We start from the raw sequence: 19,551 nt of genomic DNA, 5'->3' as shown, positions 1-19,551 counted from the left end.
ATATATCTGATTGCAAAAAGGCTCCTCCGAGTACCCCTTCAGTAGTCGGATTCACAAATGAAATGAATGCAAAAACCCCCGAAAAGGCTGCGGTTAAGCAGTTTCGAGGGTTTAGGAAAGCGGCGTTTACTACGCGCTTTTATTAACGAGAGTAGAATTCAACGATTAGAGCTTCGTTGATTTCAGCTGAAAGTTCGCTGCGCTCTGGAAGACGTACGAAGCTACCGACTTTAGTGTCAGCGTTGAACGTTACGAACTCAGGTAAGTAGCTGTTGATTTCGATTGATTCGTTAACGATGTCAAGGTTTTGTGATTTTTCACGAAGAGAAATCTCTTGACCTGGCTTCACGCTGTAAGATGGGATATCTACACGCTTGCCATCTACCATGATGTGACCGTGGTTTACAAGCTGGCGTGCTGCACGACGAGTGCGAGCAAGACCAAGGCGGTAAACGATGTTGTCCAAGCGAGTTTCAAGAAGGATCATGAAGTTTTCACCATGGATACCTTGCATTTTACCTGCTTTGTTGAACAGTGTGCGGAACTGACGCTCATTCACACCGTACATGAAGCGAAGTTTTTGTTTCTCTTGTAGTTGAAGACCGTATTCAGAAAGTTTTTTACGCTGGTTCGGGCCGTGTTGACCTGGAGCGTAAGGACGCTTTTCGATTTCTTTACCAGTGCCGCTTAGTGAGATACCAAGACGACGAGATTGTTTCCAAGATGGACCTGTATAACGAGCCATGAATGACTCCTCCTCTGTTGGTTTTATTTTGTTGTAAAATAAGACCAGATGCGTTCAATCCCTAAGACATTCTGTTTTCATGTATCTTCACCTCTGCAGCCAAGGGTTACAGGATACACCTCAAATTGAGGAACAGACTGAACAATAGAGAACACACAACTGCTGCAATTATTTTACACAACGATTATCATACCAATATTGGACAACATAGTCAAGTGCTTTCAAGAAAGAGGCTTCGGACCTTTTGGAATCCGTGTTGTAAAATGGATATATAGAACTAGTCGTAAAGTTGCATTTTAAAATGCGATGCTTTAAAATGAGGGGAAGTTATTCACTGTGTTTACTGAATGATAGAGGGTGTCTATATGAAAACTACTGAGCAAATGTATGATTCGATTAAGAGTAACTTACTGGATTCAATGCTAGGTGTGATGGAGAATCTAAAAGACAGTGAATTCATCCGGGTATTTGAGGAACTGTTCAAAACCCACTTTAATGTCTCCAAAATTGAGTTCTTTCTATATGAAGATAACCAATTCCACCCTGCAGCCGCATTACTGAAAGAAGATAGCAGGAAACGTGTCGGTGTCCTTGAAACGTTGACCTCGCCTATGCTGTCCGGGACTTTTTCTGAGACCGATGATTCGTTAGATTTTGCTGATGATACGTTAATGATTCGAAACGAGAAACGGGAACCCGTTGCGATGGTACTAGTGAAGTCGACAGATGAGTGGCATGCATTTGCATCATCAGAATACTTCAAGGAATTCCAACTGCTGCTGGGCAGACTAATTGAAACGATTAAAGGGTATCAGTCACTCTATAAGCATGCCCAAAATTACGAAAGCCTGCTTGAAGCAACTAAGACGTTTAACTCGACTATGGAATTGGGAGTCATCCATTCTCAGCTTGTCTCCACAGTCTCTAAAAATCTTGGACCGATTAGAGTGGAACTGATCCTTTCCCAGGAGCAAATGGATACTTCTTGTCCTTATAGATTATTCGATTATACCAATGAACTTCCGTCAACAGTTGAAGCGTTTCTTTCAGGAGAGCTGACCCTTGGAAAAGATACCGAAAATGATGCAGCCATTCTAAGTGCCCCTGTGAAAGGGATGCAAGGGACATATGGCATTCTACAGCTTTCCGCTCCTAGTCATCAGAAATTTTCTTTGATGCAAAAAGAATTTGTCCGTAATATTTCGGAAAGTGCCGGCCATGCAATTGAAAACACGAGCTTGTATGACCAATCCCATCGGTTGATACATGAATTGCAATTGGTGAATGTGGTCTCTAAGAAACTTACTGAACGCCTGTCATTTGTAGAGATGATCACATATATAAATGACCGGCTGAAAGAAACTTTCGAGCCTGAAGAAGTGGCTTTTGTCTATTTTCGGGAGCAGGATCCTCCTGTACTATCGAAAGAATCGACTTCGTATTTTCTGACGCAGGCCGGAGTGCGTTATTTAGATTATGCAGAGAGCCGTATCAGAAAAGAAAATGGGGCGGTCTTTATCGCTGATTTGAAGAACGAGGAGATTGAGGGATTCACTCCGTATCGTTCTTTAATGATTGCTCCTATCATCATCACGGAAAAAATAGCGGGATTTGCGCTGCTCATGCATACTGAAAAGTACCATTTCACATTCGAAGACTTTAAACTGGTCAAAGCGATAATTAGTCATTCATCACTTGCGCTCTCCAATTCCGCGCTCCGAGAGAAGTTACAGGACCTCGCAAACAAAGACCAGATGACGGGATTATACGCGCGAGGATACTTGGATAGGCATATGTCTTCAGCGTATAAGAATGGAATTGGCGGTGCTTTCCTTCTATTGGACGTAGACGACTTCAAACAGGTGAATGACCAATTCGGTCATTCCGTTGGTGATTGTGTACTTCAACAAACTGCTGAACTTCTCATGTCAAGCATTACAGAAAAGGATATTGCTGGACGCTGGGGTGGCGAAGAATTCGCAATATACTTACCGGGCGCAACTCTCAAAGAAGGCAAAAGGCTTGCAAAACAATTGCTGCTCGAAATGCCCCGAGTTACACAACCTTCTGTGACTGTTTCAATTGGAGTCAGTGTATGGCAGCCATCTACTAATGAGGAAACCTATCAGCAACTTTTTCAAAACACAGATGAAGCGCTTTACTCAGCAAAATCAGGGGGGAAGAATCGAATAATCGTCAGTGGATCGGTACTTGCGGAATGACTTGCAAGTACCGATAGTCTTTGTATTTTATATACGATAGGGATACAATGAATGTAAGCGTTTACTTCATAAAGTGGAAGGTGGATGATTTACGGTGAATGAAAAAATCCATAAAGATACCGCAACGGTTCACACAGGCTATGATAGTAATTCACATCATGGGAGTTTAGCAGTCCCTTTATACCAAACCTCAACTTATGAATTCGATACTGCAGAACAAGGAGCAAGACGGTTTGCAGGCGAGGAAGGAGGGGGGATCTATTCGAGATTAGGGAATCCGACGGTTCGAGTATTGGAAGAACGAATGACAATGCTTGAGAATGGAGCTGGATCTCTCGCTTTCGGTTCCGGAATGGCAGCTGTCAGTGCAATCCTGACTCATTTAACGAAAACCGGGGATCACATCATTTGTTCACGTGGCATTTACGGATGCACGTTCGGTCTCCTTGGAATAATGGAACAGAAATATAACATTACCCATGCTCTTACATCCATGGGGACGGAAGAGGAAATTGAAGCAGCTGTAACACCTGAAACAGTCTGTATCTACATCGAGTCACCCATCAACCCGACTATGGAACTTGCAGACTTTGGAGCAGTTGCAGCAGTCGCAAAAAGGCATCAGCTGAAAGTTGTCGTGGATAATACGTTTGCATCCCCTTATTTGCAAAATCCAATCGATTTCGGTGCGGATTTTGTGCTGCATAGCGCAACTAAATATATTAATGGACATGGAGATGTCATAGCTGGTGTACTGACGGGTAAGGATAAAGAGGAAATGGACCGGATCAGAGGAAGTGTACAAAAAGACTACGGTGGCATCATCTCTCCTTTCGATGCTTGGTTACTGATACGGGGACTGAAAACACTTTCTGTCCGAATGCAGCGGCACACTGAGAATGCGACCCGATTGACCGAATACTTGAAGACTCAGGAAATGGTGGAATCGGTCTTTTATCCGTTTGATGAGAACAATCCTCAAGTTGAAATTGCCAAGAAGCAAATGACAGCCGGTGGAGGACTCGTCTCCTTTACAATAAAAGGAGGGCGACCTGTAGCGCAAGCATTTATGAATCAATTGAACCTGATTAAAATTGCAGTCAGTTTAGGCGACGCAGAAACGCTGATTCAGCATCCTGCAACCATGACACATTCAGGAGTGCCATCAGAGGATCGCGGGAAAATGGGCATCAGTGATGGTCTTCTTCGTCTGTCAGCGGGATTAGAGCACGCGGAGGATCTAATTGAGGATTTGGAGCAAGCTTTTCTACAAGTAGCTGAAGTGCAGCATATATTACCAAACTAATAATAATAGAAGAAACAGAAAGCAGTGAAGTGTATATACTTCGCTGCTTTTGTTTGGATGAATCAAGATTAGATGTGACGCAAAAGAACGGTAACAAATTGTTCAAGACCCACACGATCTTCTTCCGAAAAGCGACCGATTTCGGGACTGTCTATGTCTAAAACGCCGATTAACTCATTATTTTTCACAAGCGGAATTACAATTTCAGACTGGGAAGCGGAGTCACATGCAATATGTCCTTCAAACGTATTTACATCTTCTACGACAAGGGTCTCCCTGCGTTTAGCTGATGTTCCGCATACGCCTCGGCCCATCGGAATGCGGATGCAAGCTGGAAGGCCTTGGAATGGTCCGAGAACAAGTTCGCCCTCATCCATAAGATAGAACCCCGTCCAATTTGTACGGTCCAAGAAATTGCTTAACAAAGCGGATGCATTACTTAAATTTGCAATACGATTTTTTTCGCCATCTAACAAAAGTTGGAGCTGATCTGCAAGTTGTCGGTAACTTTCTACCGAATCCTTCGAATATTCGATTCCCATAAACATATTTGCTCCCTCATTTCTGTGTAATTTCATACGATGATGTAATCATACCAACGGGCTGAGGTATCTAGGTTGTTAGGAACTGAAAACAACGGCAACCGGAAGGAGTGATTATATTAAACTTAAATAGTTCCTGAAAAAAAGCAGGATATCTTATAGAATTATACAATTTTCGAGGTGTTTCACACAAGTAAACAAATTTTCAACTAAGATTCGCCCTTTTTCAACACGAAAATTCTTTAAACGTGTTACTATATAAGGTATTATCAATTGTAGAGTCGTTGCGGAATAGGGGGATGGACAATGGTGAACTATTTCATCATTCCAATCATCATAGTGATTGTGCTGGCTGTTGCAATGTTTTTGTTGAGACGAAAGCATATCCAGGAAATTAGTAAGCTGGAGCATAAAAAGCTTCAAATCCAGCATGAACCGATATTTGAGGAAATGACAAAAGTCAAACAGCTGAATATGACTGGTCAAACAGAGGAGAAATTCGAACGTTGGCGCAACGAATGGACTGAAGTCGTCGATGTGCTCGTTCCGAAAATCGATTCCTTGTTATTTGATACTGAAGAAATGATCGACCGATTCCGATTTAAGAAAGCAACTGGAATTGAAAAAGACATCGAACAACAACTGTCAGTGTGTGAGGAACGTAAAAATTCGATACTAACCGAATTGAACGAACTGATCGGCAGTGAAGAAAAAAATCGTTTGGAAATGGAATCTTTGAAAGAAGAGTTCAGGGAAGCTCGGAAATCCGTATTGGCTCATCAACATTCATTCGGAAGAGCTGTTCCAGCATTAGAAAACGAACTTGGATATTTCCAACCGGCATTTGAAGAGTACGATGATTTGACGGATAACGGGAATTACTTACAGGCGAGGGAAAATGTGATTGCAGTATCTTCTAAAGCGAACGAATTGTTTCCGCTGATCCGGGAGATTCCTTCCTTACTAAGTGAGTTGCAAAGTAAATTACCCGCTACGCTTCGCGAACTGCGTATTGGAGTAGAGGAAATGAAGCAAGATGGTTACTATCTTGAACACTTGAACATGAAATCTACGATGTATGCTATTGAACGTGAATCGGAAGAATTACTTGGGAAAGTTGAAATTCTTGACGTGGAGCCCGTTCAACAGCGGTTAGCTGAAATCGATGCGACATTGGATTCCTTCTATGATGCACTTGAAGAAGAAGTGAAAGAACGCCAGTATATGGAAGAAGTTTATGGAGATGTTGCGAATAAGTTAGTAGCGGTCCAAGCGTTTGCCAAAGAAATCGCGGACGAAGCATTATTCGTACAACAAAGTTACCGATTAGATGAGAAAGAAGCAGCAATACCAAAAAGGTTTCTCGTGGACCTATCTGAAGCTACTAAGCGATTTGAATTGCTAACTAGTCAAGGGGAAAAGGGCGAATCCGCTTATTCAGGGCTTGCCCAGGATTTACGCAGTGTAGCTGAAACATTAGAGCGCGTTGAAATGGAAACCATTGCGTTCCAGGAACGTATCAAAAATCTGAGAACTGACGAAATAACAGTTAGGAAACGCTTGGAAGAGCTTGCAAAGACATTGCAAGAAGCTGAGCGTAAACTCCTAAGAGCGAATATACCAGGCATACCGGATGATATTGAAGTACGGTTAGAAGAAGCGGACGAACAACTCTTCATAGTTCAGAACGGATTGGAAGAAGTCCCGCTAAATATGGCTCTTGTTGAAGACTACATCAGTAACGCTGAAAAAGAAGTTCATGAAGTTTCATTGAAAATTAATGAAATGTTGGAAAATGCATTACTGACAGAGCAGATTATCCAGTATGGGAACCGATATCGCGCAGCTCATCCAGCAATGCATGCCCGATTATTGGAGGCGGAGATGGCGTTCAGGCAATTCCGTTATGCAAAAGCCCTGGAAGAAGCCGCTACAGCTGTTGAAGAAGTGGAGCCAGGAGCGATGAAGCGAATTGAAGAGTTATTACAAGAACACGTCGTACAGTAAGTGTCATCTTCAGCCACCCGCACTATGAGTGCAGGTGGCTTTGTGCCGCTTACGGTGCATGAAAGGTTGGATTCATGATGATATATTTAGATAATAGTGCTTCTACTATTCCAGAAGAAGAAGTTCTCCGGACATTTGCGCAAGCGAACCGGACGTATTATGCGAATCCAGCATCCCTTCACCAAGCGGGTAACAAAGCAGAACAGCTATTGGAATCTGCAAGGAAGCAAATCGCAACTCTTCTTGGAGACTCGGAAAGCACTGTGATTTTTACTTCTGGTGGGACGGAAGCTAATAATTTGGCGATTATAGGGTATGCAAAGAGCCTAAAGCATCGGGGCAATCATATTATTACGACCGTGATTGAGCATGATTCGATCCGGAATGCCTGTCTTCATCTAAAAACGGAAGGATTTGAAATCGATTTCCTCTCTGTCAATGAAGCAGGTGAAGTGTCTCCAGAGGAACTCAAAGAGAAGATCAGGAAAGATACGATATTAGTCAGTATCATGCATGTGAACAATGAAATTGGAACTATCCAACCGATTGAGGCGTGTTCAAAAGTGATCCGTGAGCATTCCCGTGCGCTTTTCCATTCGGATTGTGTTCAGAGTTTAGGGAAACTTGAACTGCCCTATCCAGAATGGGTGGATGCGGTGACGCTTTCTGCACATAAGATTCATGGACTGAAAGGGACGGGCTGCTTACTGACGAAAAAATTCAACGAGCCTGAAGCTATCTCTTTTGGCGGAGGACAAGAGCGCGGAATCAGGAGTGGGACCGCGAATGCTCCTGGATCAGCCGCGTTTGCGAAAGCAATTCGTTTAATTATCGAAAGAAAAAACATTTCAGCCTATAGGCGATGGAACACACGGTTGCGGAAAGCAGTGGAAGATGAAAATTTGGTTCGGATCTGTTCGCCAATTGAGGGAGCTCCGCATATTTTTGCAGTTGCATTTAAAGGGATTACTGGAGAAGTTGCTGTGAATTATTTTCAAGAACAGGGCATCATGGTTTCCACTTCGAGTGCGTGTTCTTCAAAAACTAACAAAGTAAGTCCTGTCATCCAGGCGATTCGTGTTCCGGATGACTACCGTAGAGGAGTAATCCGGATAAGTTTCGGTAATATGAACACAGATCAAGAAATTGATACAATCACTCGAGTGATAAAGGAATTTATAGAGATCATCAAGAAGGGGATGAAGCAGCATGATATGGAATGAACTTCTCATTAGATATGGAGAAATGTCACTTAAAGGGCGGAATCGGAAAGTATTCATACAGAAGCTGACTACGAATATTAAGCACGTTCTTCATGATTTACAATCCGTTAAACTGAAGGCGGAGCGTGACCGAATGTTCTTATATGCTACAAGTGAGGATCTCGAAGAAGCGATTGAGCGGTTGGCGGACGTCGCAGGCATTCAATCCTATAGTCCGATTGCAAAATGTGAGTCAACTGTTGAAGCGATACAGCAAACTGCCCTTGCGATTTTTGAAACTGAAGATACAGAAGAGAAAACGTTTAAAGTGGAAGTGCGCAGAACGGACAAGTCATTTCCATTAGTAACAGGAGAATTGCAAAGAGAAATAGGTGGAACTGTTTTAAAGGCCCATTCCAACCTGAGCGTGAACGTAAAAAAACCGGATATTTTACTTCATATCGATATTCGGGAAGGCGGTTCTTTCCTATCTTCAAAAGTGTATAAAGGCGCGGGAGGAATGCCTGTAGGATCAAATGGTAAATCACTTCTGATGCTTTCCGGCGGAATCGACAGCCCTGTAGCTGGCTATTTGATGATGAAACGCGGAGTCACCATAGAAGCAATCCATTTCGCAAGCCCACCATTCACAAGTGAGCAAGCACAAGAGAAAGTAGTTGAACTGGGCCGTAAGATTAGTGCATTTGGCGGGCGAATCAAGTTACATGTCATCCCTTTTACTGAAATTCAACAAGCCATTGTCAAGCAAGTTCCGGATAATGTTTCAATCACATCTACTCGAAGGATTATGTTGCGAATCGCAGATCAGCTCCGTGAAGAAATAGGTGCACTTGCTATTGTAACTGGGGAAAGTTTGGGACAAGTAGCGAGCCAGACACTTGAAAGTTTTACCGCGATTAATGCAGTCACAACGACACCGATTTTGCGTCCGCTAATTGCAACGGACAAATTGGAGATTATCGAAATCGCAAAAAAAATCGGGACGTACGAGACATCCATCCAGCCTTTTGAAGATTGCTGTACCGTATTCACACCATCCAGCCCGAAAACCAAACCACGTCTCGAAAAAGTTGAGTACTACGAAAGCTTCATCGATTTCGAACCGATGATTGCAGAAGTGATTCAAAATCGTGAAATTATCGATTGCTTTATTGAAGAAAAGCCGGATGAGTTCAGTGACTTATTGTAAATAACCTAATTTCGGAGTGTGTCCCATCAGGAGATCGACTGTGTTAAGAACGATGATAGCGGAAAACCGCTTCGCAAACCTTCATCCGTTATAACCGTAACTGCAGTTCACCTTCCCTTGAAAGTGTCAATCTGAGGGTCGGATTAACACCAGCTCTGAGAAGAATACAAATATGAAAAAGATACCATTTCCTTTCTGTGCATGAATTTACCGAAACGGTACATTCTATGTTCACAAGGGAGGTGACATCGACATGACAAACTCAAACAGCGGCAATTCAAACCAACTTCTTGTACCAGGTGTACAACAAGCGCTTGACCAAATGAAAAACGAAATCGCATCAGAATTTGGAGTTCAGCTTGGAGCAGACGCTTCATCGCGTGCCAACGGTTCCGTAGGCGGAGAAATTACAAAGCGATTGGTACGTCAAGCTCAACAACAAATGAATGGCTACCAAAAATAAGTAACGGATCGGACTGTCCCCGAAAGTGGGGACAGTTTTTTTAGTATGTGGAGAAATAGTTTAATCATGACTCGTCATTTATTTTTGAATTGAATAAATTTTAGATGTATACTGACTATAACGTAAAAAGGGGGAGTAATCGTGAAAAGAGAAGAATTGCTGGCGCCTGAAATTTATAACATCGTATCTGAAATCGAAAAATATGCAGATGGAACGAATAAGAAAGCATTGATCTACGTCGATTCAGAAGGAAATCAAAAAGAATATACATATGACAAGTTGATGGAAGATGCAAATCGTGCGGCTTCAGTTTATGAAGCGAACGGGGTGAAAAAAGGCGACGTCCTCTTAGTGATGGTTCCAAGGCTGATTGAAGCATATGTTGCTTATATCGGAGCTTTAAAAGCAGGAATCGCGGTCATCCCTTCATCGGAAATGCTGCGCGCATCCGATATTGAATATCGATTAGCGCATAGCGGAGCAAAAGCCATCGTCGCGTATGAAGCATTTACGAGTCAACTGAATGAAGTGAGTGGCATCGAAGAAGTGACCTTATTTGTAGTAGGAAAAGCAGATGGAGGAAGCATCTCTCTTACAGAAGAGATGAGGAATGCCCCCGTACAATATGAGGCAACGCCTACAAAGGCGAGTGACATGGCGTTCCTATCTTATACATCCGGAACGACAGGCAAGCCTAAAGGTGTTGTGCATACACATGGTTGGGGATATGCTCATCTCAGGACGACTAGTGAAAATTGGCTTGGTATTCATGAGGGGGATATGGTGTGGGCTACAGCGGCACCCGGATGGCAAAAGTGGATCTGGACACCTTTCCTCGCTGTGCTTGGAAGTGGCGCGACGGGACTTGTTTACAATGGGAAATTTGACGTGAAAACCTACATGGATATGATCAAGATCTATAACGTGAATGTTTTGTGCTGCACCCCGACAGAATACAGATTCATGGCGAAAGCGGAAAACCTGGCCAGTTATGACTTGTCCTCATTACGCAGTGCAGTTTCCGCAGGGGAACCGCTGAACAAAGAAGTCATCGATACATTTGAAAATGTGTTTTCTCTTCAAGTGAGAGATGGATATGGACAAACCGAAAATACATTATTAGTCGGAACAATGGTTGGAATGGATGCAAAACCTGGATCCATGGGAAAGCCCACACCGGGAAACCGTGTGGAAATCGTCAATGATGAAGGTGAACTGGCGCAAGCAGGTGAAGTCGGAGACATCGCAGTCCACGTTTCAACACCTGCTTTGTTCAAAGAATACTTAAAAGATCCAGAACGGACTTCCATGCAGTTCCGAGGAGAATATTACATTACAGGAGATCGGGCTAAGAAGGATGAGGAAGGTTATTTCTGGTTTGAAGGACGCGGGGATGATATTATCATCAGTTCCGGTTATACAATTGGACCGTTTGAAGTGGAAGACGCTCTTACGAATCATCCTGCCGTAAAGGAATGTGCTGTTGTTGGAAGTCCGGATGAGGTCAGAGGGAGTGTTGTAAAAGCATTCATCGTACTGCAGGAGCCATCACGCAAAGAAGATGGTTCATTGGTGAAGGAATTGCAGGAGCATGTGCAACAAGCTACTGCTCCGTATAAGTATCCTCGGAAGATTGAATTTGTCGATGAACTGCCGAAGACTGCATCAGGGAAAATTATGCGTGTCCAACTTCGAAAGCAAGAGACAATGTAATGTTTTGGACTGGGATTTTAATGATCTCAGTCCTTTTCTTTGCGAAAAACTTTACCTTGCTAATATGCGCCCGTATAATTAAGAGATATTTCGTGCAGCTAAATGCTGACAACAAGGGGTGAGACATTTGCAAACTCAACAACAAGGCGCACTTTGGGTGTTCGCTGCATATGTAATGTGGGGATTCATGCCGATTTACTGGAAAAGTCTTCACCATGTGAGTAGTGGTGAAATTTTAGTGAACAGGATCATCTGGGCCTTCCTTTTAACTGTTTTGGCACTTCTAGTGGTTGGTCAAGGTAAAAGGCTGATTCAGGACTTAAAGGAACTTTGGATGACACAAAAGCAATTTTGGAGTCTTTGTGCCGCTTCTTTACTTGTTACGCTCAATTGGTTTACGTACATATGGTCAGTCAATCATGATTTTATCGTGCAGGCGAGCCTGGGTTATTACATAAATCCGTTAGTTTCTGTTTTGTTAGGAATTATTTTCTTGAAAGAGTCGTTAAGTCGCAATCAGAAGGCTGCTTTCGTACTGGCGGCAGTAGGTGTTACGATTCTAACATTCCATTACGGTGTTTTCCCTTGGATTTCATTTGTCTTGGCAATCACATTCGCCTTATATGGTCTTATTAAAAAACAAATCAAATTAGATGCAACAAGAGGGCTTGCGATTGAGACAGCCTTTACAGTACCCATTGCACTTATCGCGTATGGCTGGATTTTTTCAACGGGAGACGCTGTTATAATGGATACTGATCCGTTGACTGTTGTATTGCTCGTTTTAACAGGTATAGCAACAGCTTTACCGTTAGTGTTTTTTGCAAAAGGAGTGCCTTCGATTCCACTATATGTCACGGGTTTTCTCCAATATATCGCGCCTACAATGATGCTTATCATTGGTGTTGCTATATACGGAGAAACATTCGGTAAGTTTGAGTGGCTCAGTTTCGCATTCATATGGATCGCGTTATTAGTATTTACTGTACCTGAAGTGTTGCGTTATGCAAGGAACAAACGGACGATGATGCGTCTGCAGAAGCAGGAATCTTCACACCAATCTTGATATGGATGAAACATTCTGTTAACTGGAACGTATACGTACAATGAAACGAAGGAGGAATTTGAAATGTCAACGAAACGATGGATTGCACTCATTTCGGCTGCAGCTTTAGTTGTTGTTTCAATCGGTGTGAACTCGCTATCCTACATATTCACTAGAGATTTTAATGCTCTTTTTGAAGATAGCTTTGCGATAGGGACAGCGACTTACGAAGAAACCGTATTGGACCAAGGGGATTCCAACGAACGCATAGCAATATTGGATGTAAGTGGTGTCATCCAGGACACAGGGCCAGCTTCTCCATTTGCTGCAGCAGGGTACAATCACCAGAACCTGTTGAGTCAATTAGCTGATATCCAAGGAGATCAGACAATAAAAGGGATTGTTTTACATGTAGACTCACCAGGCGGGGGTGTAGTGGAGTCCTCTGATATTTACGATGAACTCATTTCGATACAAGAAAATCGGGACATTCCGATTTATGTATCGATGGGGTCGATGGCCGCTTCTGGGGGCTATTATATTTCAGCTCCTGCTGATAAAATCTTTGTTCACCCGGAGACCATTACCGGTTCAATCGGCGTAATCATGGAGAGCATGAATTATGCAGAACTCGCTGACAAAATCGGTATTGACTTCAATACGATCAAAACCGGCCCGTACAAAGATATGATGAGTCCTAACCGTGATATGACGAAAACAGAGCGGGATATGCTGCAAGAAATGATCAACGATTCTTATGAACGATTTGTAGGCATCGTAGCGGATGGTCGCGGCATGTCAGTTGCTAATGTCAAAAAAGTGGCGGATGGAAGAATCATGAATGGTCGTCAAGCGATCGAGTCAGGACTTGCAGATGATTATGGGAAATTACCCGAAGTCATCGATGCATTAATTACAGAACAAGGGTTTAAAAATCCAACTGTCTTTGAATACAGCTCTTCAGATAGCTTGTCGTCCATCTTCGGAACGAGTGTCTCCGGATTGTTCAAGAAAAATGCGGAAACAGAGTTGATCCAAAAACTTCTGACTGACTACCAAGCACCGCGCATGATGTATTTGTATGGTGAACGTTAAGGAGAGGTGTTGACATAATGTCTGAACAAATGGAACAGCCAGTTGAGGAAGTCATAGAAACTCAAGTTCAACAGAAAACGATTGCACTCGAATCGTCTGCATCACATGAGCAGGGGTTCATGAAGAAACCTGCTGGATTCTGGATTCGGTTTTGGGCGTATTTGATTGATATCATTATTGTCGGAGCCGTCAGCGGGTTATTGGTGAAACCGATTTTCAGAGTGATTGACTTCCCTATTAAAGATCCGATCTTTTTGTTATACAGTCCCTACAAGCTCATTATGCTTGCACTATTTCTCGCGTATTTCTTGCTCATGACCAAGTTTTTCAGTCAAACAGCAGGAAAGATGATCATGGGGATACGAGTCGTCAAGAAGTCCGGAGAGCCACTTGGTTGGGGAACCCTCATTTTCCGGGAAGTCGTCGGTCGTTATATTTCAAAAACACTACTGATTCCATATTTACTTGTCATCTTTATGCCTCGTAAGGAATCGTTGCATGACTTGTTTGCTGATACGGAAGTCGTTCACGAGCAGATTTATGAGAAACTGGATATAGCTAAACGCGGACACGCAAATGAGAGCCGTCAGTTGCAAGGCGATCAGTCAATCTAGTAAGATAGATGGATACTGAAAGGAGAATCTTAATGACTGCTATCACATTCAAGAATAATCCTGTTACATTGGTCGGAAAACAGCTGCGAGCAGGCGACAAAGCTCCAGACTTCACAGTATTGGCAAATGACCTTCAACCTGTTACGCTAGGTGATTCGAAAGGGAAAATCCGTCTGATTAGCGTTGTCCCATCAATTGACACTGGAGTATGCTCAAAACAGACCCATAAGTTCAACGAGGAAGCTGGGAAGCTAGGAGACAGCGTGGAAGTATTGACGATTTCCGTCGACCTGCCATTCGCTCAAGCCCGATATCGTTCTGCCGAAGAAATAGGGAACATCCAAATTCTATCGGATCACCGGGATCTCTCATTTGGAGAAGCATATGGTGTCGCGATACAAGAACTTCGGCTGCTCGCTCGTTCAATTTTTGTGATTGATAAAGAAGATAAGATTGCGTACTCGGAATACGTGAGTGAGGTTACCGATCACCCGGACTACCAAGAGGCATTGGAAGCTGTAGCGAAATTGAAAGCGTAGTCTTCAGGCAGCTGCCGCTAGCAGAAAACCCATCCGGTTGTCGGATGGGTTTTTCATGGCGGCTGTTAAGTGGTTTTACTGATCGAAAAGAAGGAAGTAGAGGGATTATGATGAAAACAAACACAGAACAGATATTTACTTATTTAGATGAAGCATCTAGTGAAAAGGAGTCGCTTTACTTAGAGCAGCTCATAGTGGCCAGTCAAAATTGGGCACAAGGGACAGCTGGTCCTGACATTCAAGGCGAAGCCACAAAAGAGGAAATCCGCCGTGGTTTGCAGCTTGCGATATTAAAAGGGATGAGACAAAATGTTCAGCCTCACCATCAAATGACTCCGGACGCCATTGGGATGCTGATCGCGCGTATCTCAAGTTTTCTACTTCCTGAAAAAGAAATGGTTCAATTGCTGGATCCTGCCGCGGGAACCGGTAATTTATTGTTAACTGTCATGAACTCACTGGATATGCCAGTGTCTTCAACAGCCGTGGAAATTGATGAGTTATTAGCGAGATTGATGGTAGCGGGTGCCGATCTCATGGAACAATCGATTCGCATTTTCGTTCAAGACGCACTTCGCCCATTGCTGGTGGATCCGGTCGATCTGGCCGTATGTGATTTACCTGTCGGGTATTATCCAGATGATGAAAATGCATTGAATTTTGAAATGATGCCTGCTGAAGGACATGCGTATGCCCATCATTTGTTCATTGAACAAACGATTCATCATCTGAAGCCTGAAGGGTACGGTATATTCATCGTTCCGTCTTCAATATTCGAATCTGCACAATCAGGTGAGCTGCACGCGTATTTGAAAAAACATACGGTTATTCGCGGTATTCTGCAATTGCCGCAAACACTATTCAAGAATGCCGCACAATCGAAAAGTATACTGATCTTGCAAAAACCTTCAGAACACGCGATGCCGACTCCAGATGTATTGCTCGCTGCCGTTCCGGATATGACGGATAAACAGGCGATGATTTCTTTCTTCTCAAAAATGGAAGATTGGTCAAAAGGAACTGCGAAGTAAGTAAAAAAGCGTCCTTCTCTAAAAATGAAGGACGCTTTTTGCTATTGGTTATTCGCTTTCAGGTGTACGGACAACGAGTACGTCACATTTTGCAGAGCGGACAATGTTCTCGGAAACACTTCCGATTAGGAATCGTTCTACCGGGTTTAACCCCGTTGCGCCACAAATAATCAGATCTGCCTCAATCTTTTTCGGGATTTCCCTCGGAATCATAGTTTTAGGTGATCCATATTCCACTATCACATTCACGTGAGTTAACCCAGCTGTTGCTGCCTGTGCTTTGTAGCCTTCCAGCAACTCCACAGCGTAAGATTGGGCGCGTTCAGCGATTGAACGGTCATATGCCTCCACAGCGGAGTACGAACGTGTGTCGATAATGTTGACGAGGTTCAGGTTAGCGTCGTTACGTTTAGCAATCGCTACCGCTTTTTTAAATGCCCATTCCGACTCTTTCGATCCATCTACCGCAACAATGATCTGGTTATATACTAATGACATGGGGATCACACTCCTACATTTTTATTATCCTGCTATAGATACCATTCGCCAAATCTCTTGTTATTACCTGCTTAACTATTAAAAATCGGCAAATTAAAAATATTTGTTTATCGGAACAAAAAGTACGGCAAAAAAGAATGCTATCTGCTACACTTATGGTGAAAAGGTTTGAACGGTACATACTGGACAGCCGGACACATTCATTTGAGGAGGAACTAACTATGCGTATTGGGGTACCCAAAGAGATTAAAAACAACGAGAATCGTGTCGCAATGACACCAGCTGGCGTATTTAACTTGAAATCAGCGGGACATGAGGTGCTAATTGAAACTCAAGCAGGAATCGGCTCTAGCTTTACCGATGAAGAATATCGTGAAGCGGGAGCAGTCATTGTTGAAACTGCTGCGGAAGCCTGGGCAGCAGAAATGGTCATGAAAGTGAAAGAGCCTGTTTCTTCGGAGTATGGTTATTTCCGTGAAGGTCTCATTTTGTTCACGTATCTGCATCTCGCATCGGAAGTGGAGTTAACTAAAGCATTACTCGAGAACAAAGTGATCGGGATTGCTTATGAGACGGTTCAATTGCCGAATCGTTCGCTGCCTCTGCTCGCACCGATGAGTGAAGTAGCTGGGCGCATGGCAACTCAAATCGGAGCTCAATACTTGGAGAAGATGGAAGGCGGAAAAGGAATCCTATTGTCCGGCGTCCCAGGTGTTCAACGTGGAAACGTGACTGTGATTGGTGGAGGACAAGCTGGTACCAATGCAGCCCGTATTGCGATTGGCATGGGTGCGCGTGTCACTGTTCTGGATCTTTCAGTAGAAAGACTTCGTCAACTGGATGAATTATTCGGAAATGACGTACAAACTCTCGTATCCAATCCATTCAATATTGCAAATTCCGTCAAGGAGTCTGATCTAGTTATCGGGTGTGTTCTTATTCCGGGGGCTCGTGCTCCTAAACTTGTAAGCGAGGATATGGTTAAATCGATGTCTCCAGGTTCTGTACTTGTCGATATAGCTATTGACCAAGGCGGGATTTTTGAAACTTCCGATCGGATTACGACACATGACGATCCAACTTATGAAAAATTCGGAGTGGTCCACTACGCTGTTGCTAATATGCCAGGTGCTGTGCCCCGCACATCTACTATGGCACTGACGAATGTGACAGTCCCATACGCATTGCAAATTGCGAACAAAGGGTACAAGCAAGCTTGTTTGGACAATGAAGCGTTGCTAAAAGGGGTAAACACTCTAGAGGGCTACTTGACGTATCAAGCGGTAGCGGACGCACAGGCTATCGAATACGTATCCGCTCAATCTTTGTTGAACCGATAATCATATAATAAACAAAGAAGCAGAGGCTGCAAGTTGAGCCCCTGCTTCTTCTATTTCACTTGATGATTTTAAGTTCTTTCGGGAATTTTGTTAGCACTTCAATACCATCCGCCGTAACGACGACGTCATCTTCAATGCGAACACCAGTAATTGCAGAGTTGTAGATGCCTGGTTCAATCGTGAATACCATGCTTTCTTCCAGCTGGAAATCATTAGCTCCATGAATCGAAGGGAATTCATGAACTGAAATACCGAGTCCATGTCCGAGACGGTGAGTGAAGTACTCTCCATACCCAGCCTTAGTAATCACTTCGCGTGCAGCTTTGTCGAGGTCGCTAGCTCGGACCCCAGGCTTCACCAAATCGATTGCTGCCTGGTTTGCCATACGAACAGCTTCGTAGATACTCCGTTGTTCAGCTGAAGGTTCACCATACGATACCGTTCTTGTAATATCTGAACAATATCCTTTATGCACAACACCGAGGTCCATCAGGACGAAATCGCCTTGTTGGATTTTCCGTTCACCCGGAGTCCCGTGTGGAGATGCGGTTTTAGGACCTGATAGGACCGTCGTGTCAAACGACATCTTCTGGACGCCTTTTTTCTTTAATGCAAACTCGATTGCTGTTTGGAGTTCCAGTTCTGTAACACCTTCAGCAATATTTTCACACGCCACTTCAATTGCGTAGTCCGCTAATTGTGCAGCTTCGCGCAGTAACTGAATTTCTGAAGCATCCTTATGGCTCCGCATAGTGTTCAACTGTTCATCCAATCGGGTGAACTGAGCTGCTGGGAAAAGTTCTTCCATACGTTCCAAACGTTCGACGGTAAGATGTGATTTTTCAATTGCAATCGAAGTGAGTTCACTCATTTTCCTTTTCACTTCGGCCTTTACAAACTCCCATGCGTCATCTGTGTCTTCGTAACCGACCGTTCCGAATGTCCATCCCGCAGATTTCACATCGGGAACTTCCATGAGCGGACAGACGATGAATGGCTCTGCATCTTTGAAAATCATTACTCCAAGAAGTCGTTCGTGGGGATCACTGCTAAAACCGGACACATAAAACACGTTATCAGGCGTCGTTACAAATGCTGCTTCCACGTTATTGTCCTGTAAATACTGTTGAATTTTCGTAAGTTTCTTCATAATTATTCCTCCTTAGTACACTTATGTATCATACCAAAAAAGAGGGTTTAAATCTGGTTTCACGAATTGGTAGAAAGGATAGAACAATAAGTGAAGGGGGAGAACCCGATGGAAATTTCATATCATGGACACTCTATTGTAAAAATCAAAACAGGCGGTAAGGTGATTTTGATCGATCCTTATATTACAGGAAATGACTTGACGGATCTGGTAGTGGAAACTGAAAAACCGGATGTTATCTTATTGACGCATGGACACAATGACCATGTAGGCGATACGGTCGAGATAGCAAAAGCGAGCGGGGCATTAGTTGTCGCTCCTAACGAACTTGCATTATGGCTCGGATGGCAAGGACTAGAAACGCATGGCATGAATATCGGAGGAGCGTGTGAATTCGATTTTGGAACGGTGAAGTTCACAAAAGCGTTCCATAGTTCATCCTATACTACGCATGATCAGCAGCTGATTTACATGGGCATGCCTGCAGGAATTCTTTTTATGGCAGAAGGGAAGACGATTTATCATGCAGGAGATACGTCCCTATTTGGAGACATGGAGCTGATCGGCAAACGTCACACTATCGATCTCGCATTTTTACCGATAGGTGATAATTTCACAATGGGACCTGAAGATGCTGCGTATGCTGTGGAACTGCTCACTCCGAAGCTGACAGTACCGGTACATTACAATACCTTCCCACCGATTGTGCAAGATCCTGAAGACTTCAAAAAGCTTGTGAAAGACCATGAAGTACTTGTCATGAATGCAGGTGAAGTGACGCGGTTATGAGTCAACTGGGCTGGCAGAGATAAATCTCTTTCAGCTCGGT

General features: G+C 43.5%; 18 protein-coding genes. 14 read left to right on the top strand and 4 right to left on the bottom strand.

What is annotated here, in order from left to right; genetic code table 11:
- Positions 1–142 precede the first annotated feature (142 nt).
- Positions 143–745, bottom strand: coding sequence for a 30S ribosomal protein S4 (rpsD, locus tag ABE021_RS12625; protein WP_430289094.1), 603 nt, complete (start codon positions 743–745; stop codon positions 143–145).
- 365 nt (positions 746–1,110) lie between these two features.
- Here rpsD and ABE021_RS12620 point away from each other — a divergent pair, with 365 nt between their 5' ends.
- Positions 1,111–2,967 carry a sensor domain-containing diguanylate cyclase gene (locus ABE021_RS12620; RefSeq protein ID WP_430289093.1) on the top strand — a complete coding sequence of 619 codons (1,857 nt, stop codon included), beginning with the start codon at positions 1,111–1,113 and terminating at the stop codon, positions 2,965–2,967.
- A gap of 94 nt (positions 2,968–3,061) precedes the next feature.
- Entirely contained in the window at positions 3,062–4,273 is a 1,212-nt protein-coding gene (locus ABE021_RS12615; RefSeq protein ID WP_430289092.1) for a PLP-dependent transferase, read from the top strand.
- A gap of 68 nt (positions 4,274–4,341) precedes the next feature.
- Here the strand turns inward: ABE021_RS12615 and ABE021_RS12610 are convergent, their stop codons facing one another.
- Complete coding sequence (locus tag ABE021_RS12610; protein ID WP_430289091.1) at positions 4,342–4,821, bottom strand: GAF domain-containing protein; 480 nt, start codon at positions 4,819–4,821, stop codon at positions 4,342–4,344.
- Positions 4,822–5,121: 300 nt separating this feature from the next.
- On the opposite strand from ABE021_RS12610, the gene ezrA reads away from it, so the two are divergent.
- From ezrA to ABE021_RS12560, 10 genes are all read left to right on the top strand, one after another.
- Complete coding sequence (gene ezrA / locus ABE021_RS12605; protein WP_430289090.1) at positions 5,122–6,822, top strand: septation ring formation regulator EzrA; 1,701 nt, start codon at positions 5,122–5,124, stop codon at positions 6,820–6,822.
- A gap of 74 nt (positions 6,823–6,896) precedes the next feature.
- Entirely contained in the window at positions 6,897–8,045 is a 1,149-nt protein-coding gene (locus tag ABE021_RS12600; protein WP_430289089.1) for a cysteine desulfurase family protein, read from the top strand.
- Positions 8,032–9,234, top strand: coding sequence for a tRNA uracil 4-sulfurtransferase ThiI (gene thiI / locus ABE021_RS12595; protein WP_430289088.1), 1,203 nt, complete (start codon positions 8,032–8,034; stop codon positions 9,232–9,234). The genes ABE021_RS12600 and thiI overlap by 14 nt, the downstream gene beginning before the upstream one ends.
- Positions 9,235–9,487: 253 nt before the next feature.
- Positions 9,488–9,697 carry an alpha/beta-type small acid-soluble spore protein gene (locus tag ABE021_RS12590; protein ID WP_039043946.1) on the top strand — a complete coding sequence of 70 codons (210 nt, stop codon included), beginning with the start codon at positions 9,488–9,490 and terminating at the stop codon, positions 9,695–9,697.
- A gap of 141 nt (positions 9,698–9,838) precedes the next feature.
- Positions 9,839–11,410 carry an acyl-CoA synthetase MbcS gene (mbcS, locus tag ABE021_RS12585; protein WP_430289087.1) on the top strand — a complete coding sequence of 524 codons (1,572 nt, stop codon included), beginning with the start codon at positions 9,839–9,841 and terminating at the stop codon, positions 11,408–11,410.
- 118 nt (positions 11,411–11,528) lie between these two features.
- On the top strand, positions 11,529–12,476 hold the full coding sequence (gene rarD, locus ABE021_RS12580; RefSeq protein WP_430289085.1) for an EamA family transporter RarD: 948 nt from the start codon (positions 11,529–11,531) through the stop codon (positions 12,474–12,476).
- A gap of 63 nt (positions 12,477–12,539) precedes the next feature.
- Positions 12,540–13,550 (top strand): signal peptide peptidase SppA, encoded by a 1,011-nt coding sequence (gene sppA, locus ABE021_RS12575; RefSeq protein ID WP_430289083.1) that lies wholly within the window; start codon positions 12,540–12,542, stop codon positions 13,548–13,550.
- Between the two features lie 17 nt (positions 13,551–13,567).
- Complete coding sequence (locus tag ABE021_RS12570) at positions 13,568–14,164, top strand: RDD family protein (protein WP_430289082.1); 597 nt, start codon at positions 13,568–13,570, stop codon at positions 14,162–14,164.
- 32 nt (positions 14,165–14,196) lie between these two features.
- Positions 14,197–14,703, top strand: a complete 507-nt coding sequence (gene tpx, locus ABE021_RS12565) for a thiol peroxidase (RefSeq protein ID WP_430289080.1) — start codon at positions 14,197–14,199, stop codon at positions 14,701–14,703.
- Positions 14,704–14,810: 107 nt separating this feature from the next.
- Positions 14,811–15,734, top strand: a complete 924-nt coding sequence (locus tag ABE021_RS12560) for a class I SAM-dependent methyltransferase (RefSeq protein ID WP_430289079.1) — start codon at positions 14,811–14,813, stop codon at positions 15,732–15,734.
- Between the two features lie 48 nt (positions 15,735–15,782).
- Here the strand turns inward: ABE021_RS12560 and ABE021_RS12555 are convergent, their stop codons facing one another.
- Positions 15,783–16,232: a universal stress protein gene (locus ABE021_RS12555; RefSeq protein ID WP_430289078.1), complete on the bottom strand. Its 450-nt coding sequence runs from the start codon at positions 16,230–16,232 to the stop codon at positions 15,783–15,785.
- Between the two features lie 221 nt (positions 16,233–16,453).
- Here ABE021_RS12555 and ald point away from each other — a divergent pair, with 221 nt between their 5' ends.
- Complete coding sequence (gene ald, locus ABE021_RS12550; RefSeq protein ID WP_430289076.1) at positions 16,454–17,572, top strand: alanine dehydrogenase; 1,119 nt, start codon at positions 16,454–16,456, stop codon at positions 17,570–17,572.
- A gap of 55 nt (positions 17,573–17,627) precedes the next feature.
- On the opposite strand, the gene ABE021_RS12545 is transcribed toward ald, so the two are convergent.
- Positions 17,628–18,722: a M24 family metallopeptidase gene (locus tag ABE021_RS12545; protein WP_430289074.1), complete on the bottom strand. Its 1,095-nt coding sequence runs from the start codon at positions 18,720–18,722 to the stop codon at positions 17,628–17,630.
- Between the two features lie 108 nt (positions 18,723–18,830).
- On the opposite strand from ABE021_RS12545, the gene ABE021_RS12540 reads away from it, so the two are divergent.
- On the top strand, positions 18,831–19,511 hold the full coding sequence (locus ABE021_RS12540; protein ID WP_430289073.1) for a metal-dependent hydrolase: 681 nt from the start codon (positions 18,831–18,833) through the stop codon (positions 19,509–19,511).
- Positions 19,512–19,551 lie beyond the last annotated feature (40 nt).

This window comes from Sporosarcina gallistercoris, from assembly GCF_050459885.1.
Classification (GTDB): domain Bacteria; phylum Bacillota; class Bacilli; order Bacillales_A; family Planococcaceae; genus Sporosarcina; species Sporosarcina gallistercoris_A.
Note: the sequence above shows the minus strand (reverse complement) of the source record. Positions and strands in the feature narration are given on the sequence as shown.

Bases quoted from the DNA above. Each gene is read 5' to 3' on its own strand.
- rpsD (WP_430289094.1), bottom strand. From the start codon at position 745: ATGGCTCGTTATACAGGTCCATCTTGGAAACAATCTCGTCGTCTTGGT.
- ABE021_RS12620 (WP_430289093.1), top strand. From the start codon at position 1,111: ATGAAAACTACTGAGCAAATGTATGATTCGATTAAGAGTAACTTACTG.
- ABE021_RS12610 (WP_430289091.1), bottom strand. From the start codon at position 4,821: ATGTTTATGGGAATCGAATATTCGAAGGATTCGGTAGAAAGTTACCGA.
- ezrA (WP_430289090.1), top strand. From the start codon at position 5,122: ATGGTGAACTATTTCATCATTCCAATCATCATAGTGATTGTGCTGGCT.
- ABE021_RS12600 (WP_430289089.1), top strand. From the start codon at position 6,897: ATGATGATATATTTAGATAATAGTGCTTCTACTATTCCAGAAGAAGAA.
- thiI (WP_430289088.1), top strand. From the start codon at position 8,032: ATGATATGGAATGAACTTCTCATTAGATATGGAGAAATGTCACTTAAA.
- ABE021_RS12590 (WP_039043946.1), top strand. From the start codon at position 9,488: ATGACAAACTCAAACAGCGGCAATTCAAACCAACTTCTTGTACCAGGT.
- sppA (WP_430289083.1), top strand. From the start codon at position 12,540: ATGTCAACGAAACGATGGATTGCACTCATTTCGGCTGCAGCTTTAGTT.
- ABE021_RS12570 (WP_430289082.1), top strand. From the start codon at position 13,568: ATGTCTGAACAAATGGAACAGCCAGTTGAGGAAGTCATAGAAACTCAA.
- tpx (WP_430289080.1), top strand. From the start codon at position 14,197: ATGACTGCTATCACATTCAAGAATAATCCTGTTACATTGGTCGGAAAA.
- ABE021_RS12560 (WP_430289079.1), top strand. From the start codon at position 14,811: ATGATGAAAACAAACACAGAACAGATATTTACTTATTTAGATGAAGCA.
- ABE021_RS12555 (WP_430289078.1), bottom strand. From the start codon at position 16,232: ATGTCATTAGTATATAACCAGATCATTGTTGCGGTAGATGGATCGAAA.
- ald (WP_430289076.1), top strand. From the start codon at position 16,454: ATGCGTATTGGGGTACCCAAAGAGATTAAAAACAACGAGAATCGTGTC.
- ABE021_RS12545 (WP_430289074.1), bottom strand. From the start codon at position 18,722: ATGAAGAAACTTACGAAAATTCAACAGTATTTACAGGACAATAACGTG.
- ABE021_RS12540 (WP_430289073.1), top strand. From the start codon at position 18,831: ATGGAAATTTCATATCATGGACACTCTATTGTAAAAATCAAAACAGGC.